Origin of the sequence: Enterococcus spodopteracolus (assembly GCF_030441955.1) — a bacterium.
Taxonomy (GTDB): Bacteria; Bacillota; Bacilli; order Lactobacillales; family Enterococcaceae; genus Enterococcus_B; species Enterococcus_B spodopteracolus.
Genome location: NZ_JARJHD010000023.1, coordinates 1 through 14,804 on the forward strand (window position 1 = coordinate 1; position 14,804 = coordinate 14,804).

The 14,804-nt window shown below is 37.6% G+C and carries 15 protein-coding genes and 1 pseudogene; 3 read left to right on the forward strand and 13 right to left on the reverse strand.

Features of this window, described 5'->3' with window-relative positions; genetic code table 11:
- The 3 genes and pseudogenes from P3R27_RS13605 to P3R27_RS13615 form a co-directional block, all read left to right on the forward strand.
- On the forward strand, positions 1-716 hold a 716-nt coding region (locus P3R27_RS13605), incomplete at its 5' end, for a DUF3324 domain-containing protein (protein WP_301357497.1).
- A 15-nt stretch (positions 717-731) separates the two neighbouring features.
- Positions 732-2,975 (forward strand): WxL domain-containing protein, encoded by a 2,244-nt coding sequence (locus P3R27_RS13610; protein WP_301357496.1) that lies wholly within the window; start codon positions 732-734, stop codon positions 2,973-2,975.
- A gap of 163 nt (positions 2,976-3,138) precedes the next feature.
- Positions 3,139-3,465: pseudogene (locus P3R27_RS13615) on the forward strand (DUF7006 family protein); the annotation flags it as partial.
- A 28-nt stretch (positions 3,466-3,493) separates the two neighbouring features.
- On the opposite strand, the gene P3R27_RS13620 reads toward P3R27_RS13615, so the two are convergent.
- The 13 genes from P3R27_RS13620 to P3R27_RS13680 all read right to left on the reverse strand — a co-directional run bounded on the left by P3R27_RS13620 (position 3,494) and on the right by P3R27_RS13680 (position 14,772).
- On the reverse strand, positions 3,494-4,069 hold the full coding sequence (locus P3R27_RS13620) for a recombinase family protein (RefSeq protein ID WP_023520684.1): 576 nt from the start codon (positions 4,067-4,069) through the stop codon (positions 3,494-3,496).
- Between the two features lie 190 nt (positions 4,070-4,259).
- Entirely contained in the window at positions 4,260-4,607 is a 348-nt protein-coding gene (locus P3R27_RS13625; protein WP_301357408.1) for a DUF7006 family protein, read from the reverse strand.
- A 251-nt stretch (positions 4,608-4,858) separates the two neighbouring features.
- Positions 4,859-8,311 carry a WxL domain-containing protein gene (locus P3R27_RS13630; RefSeq protein ID WP_301357407.1) on the reverse strand — a complete coding sequence of 1,151 codons (3,453 nt, stop codon included), beginning with the start codon at positions 8,309-8,311 and terminating at the stop codon, positions 4,859-4,861.
- A 5-nt stretch (positions 8,312-8,316) separates the two neighbouring features.
- Entirely contained in the window at positions 8,317-9,381 is a 1,065-nt protein-coding gene (locus tag P3R27_RS13635) for a WxLIP family cell surface protein (RefSeq protein WP_301357406.1), read from the reverse strand.
- Between the two features lie 84 nt (positions 9,382-9,465).
- Positions 9,466-10,263: a WxL domain-containing protein gene (locus tag P3R27_RS13640; protein WP_301357405.1), complete on the reverse strand. Its 798-nt coding sequence runs from the start codon at positions 10,261-10,263 to the stop codon at positions 9,466-9,468.
- 26 nt (positions 10,264-10,289) lie between these two features.
- Positions 10,290-10,613, reverse strand: coding sequence for an LPXTG cell wall anchor domain-containing protein (locus P3R27_RS13645; protein ID WP_301357404.1), 324 nt, complete (start codon positions 10,611-10,613; stop codon positions 10,290-10,292).
- A gap of 533 nt (positions 10,614-11,146) precedes the next feature.
- Positions 11,147-11,422, reverse strand: coding sequence for a type II toxin-antitoxin system YafQ family toxin (locus P3R27_RS13650; protein ID WP_271525120.1), 276 nt, complete (start codon positions 11,420-11,422; stop codon positions 11,147-11,149).
- Positions 11,412-11,666 (reverse strand): type II toxin-antitoxin system RelB/DinJ family antitoxin, encoded by a 255-nt coding sequence (locus P3R27_RS13655; RefSeq protein WP_002334330.1) that lies wholly within the window; start codon positions 11,664-11,666, stop codon positions 11,412-11,414. The genes P3R27_RS13650 and P3R27_RS13655 overlap by 11 nt, the downstream gene beginning before the upstream one ends.
- Before the next feature lie 376 nt (positions 11,667-12,042).
- On the reverse strand, positions 12,043-12,339 hold the full coding sequence (locus P3R27_RS13660; RefSeq protein WP_194180032.1) for a hypothetical protein: 297 nt from the start codon (positions 12,337-12,339) through the stop codon (positions 12,043-12,045).
- Positions 12,340-12,442: 103 nt separating this feature from the next.
- On the reverse strand, positions 12,443-12,700 hold the full coding sequence (locus P3R27_RS13665) for a hypothetical protein (RefSeq protein WP_301357527.1): 258 nt from the start codon (positions 12,698-12,700) through the stop codon (positions 12,443-12,445).
- Positions 12,693-12,857 (reverse strand): hypothetical protein, encoded by a 165-nt coding sequence (locus tag P3R27_RS13670; RefSeq protein ID WP_301357528.1) that lies wholly within the window; start codon positions 12,855-12,857, stop codon positions 12,693-12,695. The genes P3R27_RS13665 and P3R27_RS13670 overlap by 8 nt, the downstream gene beginning before the upstream one ends.
- 167 nt (positions 12,858-13,024) lie before the next feature.
- A complete protein-coding gene (locus P3R27_RS13675) occupies positions 13,025-14,362 on the reverse strand; it encodes a PcfJ domain-containing protein (RefSeq protein ID WP_301357529.1) in 1,338 nt (445 codons plus the stop codon).
- Positions 14,359-14,772 carry a Cas9 inhibitor AcrIIA9 family protein gene (locus P3R27_RS13680; protein WP_301357530.1) on the reverse strand — a complete coding sequence of 138 codons (414 nt, stop codon included), beginning with the start codon at positions 14,770-14,772 and terminating at the stop codon, positions 14,359-14,361. Before P3R27_RS13680 ends, P3R27_RS13675 begins: the two co-directional genes overlap by 4 nt.
- Positions 14,773-14,804: the final 32 nt, after the last annotated feature.

The window sequence follows — 14,804 nt, forward strand, 5'->3', positions numbered from 1 at the left end:
CGCTTGCTGAATTGATCGAACATCCCGAAATCATCGAGCTTGGTGGTAACGAAACGAAAACAGTGACACTTGATCTGAAGATGCCAAAAGAAGCATTCGACGGCTTCTTAGCAGGTGGCTTACGGATAGAAGAAGTCAAAGAAAATACAACTGACGAAACAACTGATGAAGAAGGGGTCGCCATCCAGAATGAGTTTGCGTATATCATTGGTGTAGTTGTGAGCAACAAACAAGATGCTGTACAACCTGATTTAGAGTTGTTAGATGTTTTTGCCGATCAACTCAACTACCGTAATGTGATCAGCGCCAATCTCCAAAACTTTACTCCGACATTTGTAAATCGTTTGGCCGTCGAAGCCACGATACAAAAAGTGGGCGAGGAAGAAATTTTATACCAAGCCAGTCAAGAACAAATGCAAATGGCGCCAAATTCGAATTTCAATTTTCCGATTTCTTTAGAAGGCGATCGTTTTCGCAGTGGCGAATACCTGTTAAAACTAAAAGCTACCTCAGGGGAAGAGGAATGGGAATGGGAACGAACCTTTACGATTGATGCGGATGAAGCACGAGCATTGAATCAACAAGATGTCACGATTGATACAGGTATCAACTGGTTGTTTATCGGAGTCGCCCTATTGGTCCTTATTTTGTTTGCGTTCATCATCTATTTACTTGTTCAAAAGAAACGTAGTACTGAAAAAGAAGAGCCTAAATAGGAGGGAGAAAGCAAAATGAAGAGTAAGAGAATCAAAGGAATGCTTGTCTTGGGTGTGGCTGTTCTAACCCTGCAGGCAGTCTGTATGCCAGTAGGCATGGTTTATGCGGAAACGATGGCTAGTGAAGAAAAAGCACTCGAACAAGCTGATTCTCCGGATCTACCCAGTCTTTTAGAAACAATTGAAGAAACGAACCCACGTTTTTTCTTCCAACAATCCCACATGACAGGTACGGTCAATGAGCCGATCGACGTGACGATTTCTTCAGATCAAGAAATCTCCGAACTGCGTATTACAGTACCAAAAGAAGCCAAGTTTCTCAACGATCAGTTACCCGTTGGGCTGTCTATCCAGCCTGGGGAGCAGCCGCAGGAGTGGCATATCCGTTCCGTTCTACCCCAAAAAACCTTTGTCTTACCGGTCGTCTTTGAGAGCACAGGAACCTATGAAGTAGCCGTTCAAGAAGTGATTGCAACAATGGATATCTATGAACAAAAGTTGCAAAGTGACTTGGAAACGGAGTCTGGTCAAACTATCGATGAGCACTTGATCAAGGAAAATTCCGAGGATCACTCCGAGGAGTTATTAAATAAATCTGAAAGTGAGGAAGAGTCTCTTGACACTTTGGATCCAACATTTCCTTCTGATGCCGAATTCTTAGATAAAGAAATTAAGGGCACTGTCACTAATTTGTTACAAAATCCTACATTAGATTATACAAATAGAGTCAGTACTACTATCCCAAATTGGGAAATTATTACATCTACAACACCAGTTAACTTTTTGACCAGAAATGTGAACTTAATTCCTAGTACGTTTGATAGTAATGGTTGGACAACGTTATCAGATTCTTCATTTCAGCTCGGTAAGGGCGGTAACGGGAGAGCTTTGAATATTGATAGACGCTCAGGGACAAGAACGATTATGTTTGGTCAAACTATTGATACAATACAAGGTATGGAATATCAATTTTCCATACGTGTCCATTCTGGATCTAGTACAAACGTAGGAAATATAACCCTTACGGCATATGATGGTAGTGGTAGGGTTGCAGGTGTGGGGGCTTTAACTGCTGAAACCTTTAGTATCCCCCTTGATACCACTTATAGACAGTATTCAGTAAATTTTGTTGCGGAGAGTAGTCAAACAACGGTCAGTTTTCGTTCTGCATCATCAAGATATCATATTGTGGAAGGAACTAGTGTAAATCCTGTTCCTCGTGATTTAGTTTTAGAAGCTAGTCCAGCATCGGGTGGGACACCCGAATCAAGTTTTTCGTCACTAGAGCCGGGAACAAGAGCTGAAATTACAGCAAATACGAATGTAGGCTATCGCTTTATTCGTTGGGAGATTGTGAATGGGGATGGAGCTTTGATCGAAGATCTTACAAAACCAGAAACAACCTTCACCATGGGAAGTGAAGATACTTTAGTACGCGCGATTTACGAAGAGAATCAATCAGCAAAGGTTCACGTGTATCATGTAGATCAATTTGGCCATGAACTTGCAGAAACAGAAGTATTAGAAGGAATAATTGGGGAAGAATATCAAACTTATCCTAAGGAAATAAAAAACTATCGACTGATTGATACACCAATAAATGCGACTGGGCATTTTACCGAAGATATGATCGATGTGACTTATATCTATGAGACCACTAGAGTTTCACCAGTAGATCCTTTAGAACCAGAAACTGAAGTGGAACCAGAAAATAGACCAGATCTGCCAGAAGTCCAAGGTCTATTAAGCATCGATTTCGTTTCTTCCTTTAAATTTGGTTCACAAGCTATTTCGGTTCATGACCAAACCTATTATGCACAACCACAACGATTGTTGAATGGAGACGGGACGGTTAACGAGATAGAAGAAAGACCGAACTATGTTCAGATCAGTGATCGACGATCAGAATCTGAGCGCAATGGCTGGGAATTAGCAGTCACCCAAAAAGAACAATTTAAAGGAAAAGAAAACCAAGTATTGAATGGCGCTAGTATAACTCTGTTAAACCAACAAGTTGTTACTGCTCAAGGCGGAACTGCTCCAGAACTTCAATCCGTCCATTCCCTAATACCTGGAAATCGCCAAACATTGATCAAAGCTCAAGGTAGTGAAGGAATGGGAACTTGGATCTACCGGTTTGGTGATGCAGAGACGGCAAAAGAGAGTGTTGCACTCAATGTTCCAAAGGGGGCGAATCCAGAAGCAACTAGTTATTCGACAAAGTTGACGTGGGAATTAAGTAGTGTGCCTGACAATTAAAAAAGCATTCCATTTTCTCTCCTATTACTATAAATTTACAAACTTTGATAAATCAAAAAAATTGTTATCCAGAATGACGATCTAAATACTGTAGCTAGATCCATAAAAATGAAGACAAAGGGAAAGGAGAATGTAAGATGAAACCACTCTAACAAAGGATGAATATATGTGTCAGTTTCAAGAAAGAATGTCACATGACAAAAGAGAAAACGAAGAACTGAATGCGTACTTAACACAACAGTTCGAGGAACTGAATCAATTGACAAGCACGATTTCACTAGACAATTTTTGGGAAAATCTCCCTAAAATTATAGGGATCGATGCGAAACTAACACTAATGGCTGAAATGATTTGTTACGACTATAGTGAATTGCCAATAAAAGAGATTTTGCGGCTTGTAGAGACGGACTACCGTACGTATTTTAAGGAACTTTGTGGCAATGATCTGAGTACAAACAATAAATATTCGATGGTATTTAATGTAGTATAAATCTCTAAGAAAAGGAAACACCTAAGAACTACTTAGGTGTTTCCTTTTCCACTATCTTACCAAGATAACGATAAATGGTTGTTCGAGAAACATTCCATCGTTCGGCAATCGTCTTAATAGGCGTACCGTTATCTACTAGAGTCTTCAGTAGTTCCAAATCCTGAGAGGTTAACTTCTCAGGACGACCACCAAACCTTCCTCTTGCACGTGCAGCTTCTCGTCCAGCAGCTGATCTTTCCAAAATCAAATTGCGCTCAAATTCTGCAAATGCAGCGAAAAGGTGAAACATAAGTTGACCAGTGGAGCTAGATTTATCCATTGTGATATTTTCTTGAAGACTATGGAAACTTACACCACGTTCATTCAATCGATTGACGATCGAAATCAGATCTTCCATATTTCTTCCTAGACGATCTAAACGCCAAACTACGAGAGTATCTCCAGAACGAACAAAATCGATGGCCATTTCTAATCCTGGTCGATTACTTTTTGCTCCACTCATATGATCGGTAAAAATTTTCTCACAACCAAATTTGTTTAAACTATCTTCTTGTAAATCTAAATTTTGTAATCCAGTAGATACTCGAGCATATCCTATTTTCAAAAAAATCACTCCCAACTAAATTCTATTGTAACATAACTTTATCTATATAGATTAAATGAACATAGATTTTGATATGGGTTTATGAACACGGAATGAATTGATTTTCTGAAAAATAAGTCCAAAAAAGAGAGTGTCCAGAAACGGGTCATTTTCTGAACACTCTTTATATGAAGAAATAGTAGATACACTCTCATACTAGGTGAAAAATTATTGAAGGTTTGTCTTTCATCTTTAAGTCATATCCACACAATTCTTTAAAATAATCTCTATAATCATTTTCAACAATTCGAATGATCTCTTCATTTGAAAAGTCTTCAAACGGCATCAATTCAGTCAATAACATTAATTTGGCATCTATGCCCAAAATCTCAGGAAATTTCTGCCAAAAGGTCTCCTGCGATATACTTTCAATTAGTTGATTTAATTTTTCAACTTGACCATCCAAGTAAGTCGTTAAGGTTGTTCGCTCTGGCTCTGCTTGGTCAATCGCCGTTTGAAACTGTTTGATATAGTCATCCTTTGTTTTTAATTGCATCATTGTTTGTTTCCTCTTCTCTTCTTTCAACTTGGATCGTTCGTTGCGTATAACTTAATTTCTTCGCTAGGTCTTTGCCTATCATGATTTAATTCTCTTCGAACTGCTCTAACATCATCAACCAGCGTTTCGTTTTTCATAATAGATTAGGTGATAAAATAGCTGACTCATTTCCGCTCCTTTCTAGTCGATAGACTATAAATAATAAGTAGTAGAAAAAAGGAAAAGAGAAGGTTCCTCTTTTCCTTTTTTGCTTAATTGCCAGGCACGGCACTTAACTCCCAAATTAGGGTAGAAGAATAGGTGGTGGCTTCTGGATTCGCTCCTCTTGGTACATTCAATGCCACACTTTCACCCGCCGTATCTCCATCGCCAAAACGATAAATCCATGTACCTGCTCCTTCACTCCCTTGTGCGTGGAGAAGTGTGCGTCGGTTTCCAGGAACTAGGGTACAAGGTATAGATTGGAGTCCAGGTGCTTCCCCTCCTTGAGCGGTAATGACTTGTTGATTTGATAAACTCAACCTCGCACCATTAAGTACTTGGTTTTCTTCGCCTTTGAATTGTTCTTTTTGGGTGACCGCTAGTGTCCAGCCATTTCGTTCGTTCTCTGCACGTCGATCACTGATCTGAACATAATTTGGTCGTTCTTCCGACTCATTGACTGTGCCATCTTCATTTAGTAAACGTTGGGGTTGCGCATAATAGGTTTGATCATGAACTGAAATGGCTTGCGAATCAAAGTTGAAGGACGAAATAAAATCAATACTTAGGTGGCCTTGATCCTCAGGCAATTCTGGTTTATTTTCTGGATCCACTTCAATTTCTGGATCCAAAGGATCTACCGGTGAGACAGGCCCTACATCCCCAACGAGTAATGTCGTAGCCGGTTCAAAAGTGCCATCGTGAAACGTTAACTCAGTGGCTGGGTTGATATTTCCGCGAGTATTATTTGTCTCTGGCGGGTTAACAACTCCTGCAGCTACAGCTGATCCTTCGGAATCTCGTAAAAATACTTGTATTTCATCGTCTGTTGCTAAAGTGACATCGCTTAAATCAATGGTGAATCTTCCGTCTTGATCTACACTTACACTCTCAGTATTCAATGGTTCACCATTATGTGTGACTGTTACTTCAGCATCTTGTTCATCTGTATATCCTATTAATTTATTAGAATCAATACCAATCTTTTCAGAAGAAAATTGTGCTGCATTGGGCGGTATGATTGGGAAAACGTCAACAGGTGCGACACGAATATCATCTGGCCTACTTGGAAAACCATTGTTGCTAATTCCTCTATGGGCTGCTACTACCCTTACTTGGTCTTCCCGCTCAAGAAAATCATCTAATTCCACCGTAAACCAGCCACCACCAACTCTTTCTCCGTAGATATTAGTACCAATTTCATGGCCTACAGTTTGAGATTGAAAGTTACGAACAATTCCATCAGATTTTTCTACTTCAACTGATACAGTTACTTCTCCAGTCCAGGCAGAACGATATTCTTTTGCTTCAGGAATACTGACATGTCCAAAGATTTTCTTATCTGCTGTAGTTGGAACTCTTAACTCATCAACAACTGCTGCAGCGTTATTAGCCGACAGACGGGAATAGTCAGTAAAGCCATTAGAACCTAAAGAGGACGCTGAAGTATTGAATTCATTCGGTCGGTTTGTTGAACGAATGTTATTAAAATTTGATCCAGTCATTACAAAATCTAATGGATTCCAAGTTCGAAACGGGTCTCGATCCAAGTTATCTCCGTTGCGCCAGACAGCAAAACTAGTTTGTACAGCTGTAAATGTTGAACTACTCGAAACGTTGTAAATATTTCCTCCGCCAGGTCGAGTATTACGAAAATCAAAGTACTTAGGTGATGTTAAATTAATCGTACTAACACCAGTGTTAAATATACCTCTATTAGCTCCTCCGGTACGTCCACGGGCGATAAAAATTGTATTTCTTCCAGCACTAATTGTTCCCCGACCATCCATCGTTACCGCTGTTCCAAAATCAGCAATAATCTCCACTCGAGAATCTTCTCCAGTTAACTCAAATAACTGGTCATTTCCATTTGAGTATTCAATTCCTTGATTGTTGGAATTGTTGTTTGATTCTGAGGAACCTGCATTGTAGATATAAAACTCGCTACCTCCATTGACGATAATGCTATTATTGCTACTCCGCATACGAACTGCAGGGGCGTCTCCTCCAAATTTTTCTATTTTAACTATACTTCCATTCGTTATATTAAACGTGCATCCCCCATCATTTCGAAAACGTAAAGCAGCATTATTTCCAGAAACTGAATCTGTTACGATATGGAACTCTGATTGATTATCTACCGTGAATGTTGAGGCTTCACTGCGAATTAATAGTGCAGTTGTTCTAGTTGAATGGATTTTTAGCTTAGCTTGATTTCTTACGCTTATGTTGAAGTTCCGATCTCCATCACCTAGATAGACGACACCACTATCAGACCCACTATCATTACGATTACTTGAAATATTAACTTCTGTTCCTTCATCGGACACACTCATCCTTGATCTAGTACCTCCCATTGCAATTACAGTATCAGTAGAATACCAAGTTACTTTCGCTCCGTCTTTTATTATAAACTCACTTTCATTCTGTCTTGTCACATAGATATTAGATGTTGCATTGACGATAACTTGACTTTTATTTTCAATTGTTAGATATCTAGACGTAATTAATACGTTAGAAGATGAGGTTGTATATCTGTTTGTGCCTGAATTAAAAGTAACTCGCGCATTGACAGCATTCACTAAACCAGCAGTATTTCCTTGACCACTAGCAACATTTGAAAAGTTAACTGCCCAGTTTTGGCTATTAGTATTACTAGAAGAAATCAATGTTCCATTTCCTGTTCGGATAATTGTGATATCTTCCATAGTAAGGAAACTTCTAGCTGGGGCTGTACCTAGGGTAATACTACTTGAAGCAAAATTTATAGTGTTGCCCTGACCCAAAATAGTTAGACTACGAGTCAAATTGTTCATGTTCCCATTCACTGTGAAGCTATTATTTAAGCGAATGGTTCTTACGTGATTATTATTCATTGCATTCAAAAATTCCGAGGATGTTCTGACGATAACTGTACCAGAATCTAGTTCATTATTTACTGATGCAAAATCATTCTTGGCTTCAAATTTTTCGTAATCAAATGGTTCCGTTATTTCAACTTCATCAATTGAATGTTCATTATTATCCTCTTCAACTATTTTAATTATGGCAATACTATCTTGAACAGAAATTTCATATTCGCCAGGATCTTCAAATGTAACTTCTAATGAAAATGTAGTTTGTGCTTGATTTGCCCTGAGTACCCATTCTTGTGGCAAGCTACCAGGAACTACGGACAGTCCTTTAGGTAAATCATCTTTGGAAATTTTTGCTTCAGAAGGCAAAGAGATATAGGCTTCCGACACTTCTTGATCTGAAAAGAATTTCACGTTTATTGTTTCCGACACAGTCCCTGTCACCGTATTGCTCTCGAAGATAAATCGAGGCTCACTTTCTTTTTCAGCTTCAAGGTAGTTTTCTGCGAAAGGAAGTTCTACTTGTTCTAGTTCTCCTGTTTCCATAGTTGTCTCTGCGTAAACCATACCGACAGGCATGAATACAGCTTGCATGATCAAGATGGTCGTCCCTAACACAAGCATCGGTCGTCTGAATCTCGTGGTCATTTCATTCACTCCTTCTTACTGTTCTTGCTCGTTTGCTCTTTCTTTTTTTGAATCAGTAGATACAAAATGACACCAAGTAAAAGAATACCCAAGACGATTGAACCAATCATCCACCAATTCAAGCTTGTATCAATGGTCACATCCGCTCGATTCAACGATCTGGCTTCATCTGCTTCAATCGTAAATGTCTGCTCCCATACCCACTCTTCTTCACCAGAGGTTGCCTTCAATTTCAATAGATACTCACCACTTTGAAAACGATCGCCTTCTAACGAGATCGGAAAATCAAAGTTGGAGTTAGGCGCCATCTGCATCATTTCTTCACTGGCTTCATAGAGAACCTCGTCTTCTCCGATTCGTTGAACCGTTGCTTCTACCGCCATTCGGTTGACAAAGGTGGGCGTAAAGTTCTGGATCGTTGCACTGATGACATTACGGTAGTTTAATTGATCCGCGAATACATCTAACAAATCAAGATCCGGTTGAACCGAATCCCGGGAATTACTAACAACGACACCGACGACATAGGCAAATTCATTTTTAATTGCCACACCTTCTTCATTACTTGTCGTTTCTTCTTGTTCCTCTTTGACTTCCGTAATTCGTAGACCGCCAGCTAGAAATCCCTCAAACAACTCTTCAGGCATATGTAAGGGAACGGTGATTGTTTTCGTTTCATTTCCTGCTAGTTCAATGACACCCGACGGGTCAATCAATTCATCCAATGAATACATCAGACTATTGTCTGGGTCTTGAGCATCTTTCCCATACTCAACGACCCCATGCACATTGGTATACGCAGTATGTGGGGTTACTTGTACTTGAATTGGTTCACTACTGGCATTTTGTAGCTTCAATGCTAAGGTTTCTGTTTCTCCTGCGCCCAGATTCAAATCAAAATAACTAGTCGATCCTTCAACTTGGCTTTCAGGAAATTCAGGGGTGACATAAAAAGAGAGGGTTTCCTCTGCTTGAGCGACTGATGGGAAGAGAACAAAAAGTAAAGAAAACAAAGGAAGTAGCCACCAAGTGGCTTTCAGAGGACGATGATTTAAGTTTGATTGTTTCAATGGGTGTCTCCTTTCTGAGAAAAACAGCGCCACAAGTTTACTGTGACGCTACCGAGAGTTTCAAAACAAGTGCCTTTAAATGTCTTATGCGTCGTCTCCTGGTGTTGACGTTAACTCCCACGTTAGAGTTGAGGTATAGGTTGTCGCATCTTTTGCAGTAGAACCTGGAACAGATAGCTTGATCAATTCGTTTTCAACAACTTCAATCGTATCATCCGCAAACTTTGCATCTAGATCTGCTTGGTCTCCCCAAACAACGGATGATGCTCCAGCACCTTTGGTTTGGGCTGCTGTCATTACTGAACGTGCCGCACCATTTGGTAAAAGTTTTAATCCAGCTTCATGTGTTACTGGCGCATTTTCTTGATTGCTCCCTACATACTCCATGTATGAATCCACAAAAGTAATTTCTGCCCCAGTCAATACATTATTTTGTGTATTTGATGTAAAGTCAGAAAGACTTACTTGTAAGTCCCATCCGGCATTCGTTCCACGTAAATCTTGTACTTGCGCAAAGGAAACATAAGGAACTTTGTTTTCATCACCTTCGGTGCCACGTAGTTGTTGCATCTCTGCGACCATGTTATAAACTTGATCTTGGTTTGAGATCACTTGTGAGCCAAAGTTCATTGTCGCAGCTTTCATAATTGATAAAGGTCCAGTTGTTCCAGGTACTTCAGGATCAATTTCTACATCTGGACCTTCTTCAGGATCGATTGGTGGAATAACTTCTAGTTCGCCATCCTCATCGGTTGCGGCTGTGAATTGAACTTGACCTTCAGTCGTAACTTCTCTTGTCTCATCAGCAAACACAGAGACTGCGCCTCCGGCTAAAATAGTACTTGATAGTGCGGCGATTGTTGCTAAACGAATAAATTTCATGTGATAATTCCTGCTTTCTTTTAGTTTTAGGTTTGTATTTGTTTGTTTTTTCGTTTCCACAAAAGAAAAACGAAACTGATGATCAAAATTCCTAACCAAAGGAGCCTTGAAGATCCATTATCATTTGTTTGTGGTAATGTTCCACCAGGTTTTGCGACTTCCGTGATTGGTGGCCTCACAATACTTTCGGGTGGTGTTGGATCAGGTGTTCCGATGGGTTCATAGACACCGGTGAATCCTATTGTGCCATTTGTCTCAACTTGTTGAGCCTCTTGAGCAACAGCACTACTGGATGAAAAGGTGACGATCAGCAGTGCTGCAATAAACCACTTTATTAGTTTTCTAGACATGTCCCTCCCCCTTGGTATTTCTCAAAATTCTTCGTTTTTAAGGAGACGAAAAAAAAAGACATCCGCTCGCATCAGATGTCTTAAAAAAGTGATTAAATTAGGTTTCCAATTAAAGAAGATAAATAACATATTATCATTATCAAAAACGAAGGTTTTCGAGAATAAACATGCAAGAATAATCCTATAAGGACATTTCTTACTTTAGAAATAATAACATTTTATATTTTTTTAAAAAAACAATTTTTTCATAGGGGAGCGAAAAATTTGTTTTTTCTTTTTAACGTCTTGTTTAAAACCTGAGAGAATATTTTTTTATAAAGGCGTGTTTCGTTTAAAAACAAGTTCAAGTAGACTTATCGGATGATTATCAGGAGTTCATTAGACTATACTCTGTTGTCCCTGAAAGAGAATAACTTTCTGACCTAATTAATTGAGACAGATTATGAGAAAAGAGAAACCCATTAGATAAAAGGATTCCTCTTTTTTATTTATCGCTTAATTTTTTTATCATACGGTTGATCGTTTATGACACTTCAAAGAACATCGTCATGCTTTCCAGTAGCTAGTAACCATAATTCTAAAACATCGTTTTTTATTTCGTATACAAGTAGCCAATCTTTTTCAATATGCAATTCTCTAAGTCCTTGTTTATTTCCTTTTAACGCATGGTCTCTATACTTTTGATAAAGTATGTCTGTTCGTTGTTGGACAAGTAATTCTAAGACAATTTCTAGCTTTTGCATATCATAATGCTTTTTCTTTAGGGACTTGTAATTTCTTTTAAAAGTGGGAGTTCGCTTAATCTTCATCGTTTAAGTCTTTCATTAATTCAGCTACACTATCAAATGACTTATAATCTTCATTTTTCATTTCTTCTAATGCTTGCGCAAGATTATCTTTTCGTACAGTCATTTCAAAAGGAATTCCTTTTTCACGAACAACTTTAGTTAAAAATATTTTAATCCCTGTTGTCAAGTCAATTCCAAGAGAGTCAAAGATCTCTTTAGATTCTTCTTTTAATTCATCATCAATTCTAAAGTTAATTTGAGCCATTTTTCTCACACCTTTCATAATATAAGTATAACATCTTTGTATAGCGTTGTAAAGCGTTCACTTCGCATAAAAGGAGAATTATCCCCTTTTTTTCTTTAATCATTCCATCCGCCCTACTTCCTTATTAATTATTTAGTTTTATGTTCCACATTCTTTTCGGCTTACTAGTAGCCATATACGATTGCTGGTTAAATACTTGTAACAAGAAGTAAAACAAACACGGCGAGATTAGCCAAAAAGAAAAGCCTTAGAGTATCCTACTACTCTAGGGCTTCAGTGTTCACATGTTCTTTTTCAGCAAAACAATCATATCATGATTTGTTGTTTTTTTAAATGGTGACCTCACCTATCGTTTTCCTTTGTAAGCCCAATTATTTTAGAAATATTCATCATCTTTGTATCGATCAATTATTACCACTTCATCTATAACATCTTCTTTCATCTGTTTAGCAATCAAGCTAGGACGAATTTTTTCTAACCAATTTTGATCAGGTACATAGTCAAGAAAATTTCCGATTGTCGTTAGAACTATCTCATCACTAGATAATTCAACTAATCGTATAAACTTGAACTGTGGGATTGCTGCTACATAATTGATAATATTTTCATCGGTGTGTTCAAAAGACCCCATATACTTTAAGCTATTATTATCGTAAATATCGATTAATTTCATAATGTCATCTCCTATTAACTTTTTATTTGTAATTTAAGTTAGCGTATATATTCGCTTTTCGGAATATATGTGTTGATTTACCTTATCGAATGTATCTAAAACTCTACTCTAACCAGTAGATTGTATTGTCTGTACTAGGATATACTCTTAGTTTTCGTCCAGTTAGCTTTATCAAATCAAATAATAAGCTGGTAGGTAGTCCTTCTTCTTCCAGGGCATTTGATCGATAGCTATGATTAGTCATCAACGTGCCAGCAACTTTCTCATCTAAAACTCTTTTATCTATTAATAACTCGACTAATTCACTTAAAGATAAATAGACTTGCTGTTTTGAATGATTCCCATCGAGAGTTTTAGTCATAAATACCCAACTCCTTGGGATCACGTCTATTTTTTTCAGGGTAGATAGTTAACTTATCTACGTAAGATTCCGCTTCTTTAAGAGTCGGAAATTCTTTTATCTTCTCACCATTTTTAAACACGACATACTGTACTCCAATTAACTTGATTTTGTACATATAATCTCCTCCTATTGCTTCGTTTTTCACTTGATTCCGTCTTATGATACCTATTGCATTACTCCCTTAGATACTGTTATACTAAAGGAGCAATGCTTCGCTGTAGGCTATATTGCGTGCTTATCTTAACTACCCATTAAGATAGGCTTTTTTTGTTTTCTAAGACGTTACGAAACATGTCGTATCTCCCCTCCGATTAACTCATTAACTCTCTTTAACCATTCATTACTGGCTTCTTGTAGAAATTTATCTGCATTTTTATTTTTATAACCATGTAATTGTATGATTTTTTTATCTCTGTACTCTAAGGTGTAATAAGGTTTATCTAACTCAGTAGCCCTTCTGATAAATACTATTGTCGTTTCACCATTGGCATGGCTATTAATATAGCTACTCCCACCGACACACATCTCTAAAGATTTTCCTTCTTCGATTAATTCCTTTGCATCTTTTGGCAATAGAAATTGATAACCCTGAACTCTCATTTCTAATTCTTTTAGCTCTTTCGCTCGTTTAGCAAATTCCTTGCGGACAACTTCCCTTTTCATTGCATTCAACCTAGCTACTGCCTCGTCATGTGCTTTATAGATATCTTTGGGAAGTATGTGACTTTCACATAATGAAATATTCAAATCTTTTAAGGTGTTAATGTAATCTACATAGTATCTAGCATTCACCTTATGCTTAATCAAATAGTTTTGAAATCTAATTAAAGATAATCCATTGGGAATCTCATCTAACAGTTGAATTGACAAATATTTTTCAGCACCATCAATTAACTTACTCCCTCTCTTCTCTATCTCATTTTTTAATTCCCACGTGCTATATTTTCTATCGCTTTTTTTAAAAAATTCTTTATTCCTTTTTAACCAGTTAACAGTTACTTTACGCATATCTAATCTTTGCGCAATAATTTCCGAAGCTAATTCACCTGCCCCTATTTTCTGTGCAAATTCGATTAATCGTCGATACTTATAAATATGAGGTAACTCTTCTGGATATTCTTCTTCTAAGTCTAAATATCTTAATTCAGAAATTTCACCTATACGATTTAACCAATTATTTTGATATAAAAGTAGATACTGTGTACTATAGCTGAACATTGTTCCAGTATTTGTTAGACCAAATTCATAATGATCAATATTTCTAAGTCCAATTTTTATATGATTATCATTTGCTAACTGCTCTAGGTTTAGCAAGTAGCTTAAAAAAATTTGCTTTCCATTTTCAAATTTTGAAACGATTGTGTAAGTCTGTATTTCAATTCGCTTTTTCGTACAAAGAACAGTCATAAAATTTTCTTTTCTGTCGTAAAAAGTTAGTCTCGATTTTTTAGTTAACCTTTTCTCACGTACTTCATTATGGTTTCTTTCCGAAGCAATAATTTCTTTCTCCTTATTTTTCCATACGTACGTTGGCATTTGTTCATAGCACCATTCAAAGAATCCTTTTGGTGGTTTAAGACAATCTTTAGCATAGTCATTCGCATTTTGTATTTTTTTCATAGAAAATCTAGCAAACTTAATTGCTCTCCTTCCGGTGATTTTGTTTCTTTTTTAGGAACATGGTTTTCTTTTTCGCATTGCTTACTTACTGTTACTAATGGATTCGTTATGCTCATCTTTGGTTGCTTTATTTCAACTTCTTCACTCTTAAAGTAATCTGTCACCCACTGAAAAACATCATCATGGATAATTAGTGCGCACCCTCCAATTGCTTGCTTCATTGCTTGCGAGTAACAGTACTGCATTGCCTTTCTAATACTTTTCCCTTCCGTTAGAATCCCCTCTAAAAGCTCATTATCTACTTGTACCTGTTGACACAACCAATTGTGTATGATATCTTCCGACCTTGGACGTTCCTCACTCATTTCTTCCATCATCTTGGCATGTGCCTTTTCTATTAATTCATTCATTTCAATTCTCCTTTCTTATTGTGTGGTGCTTT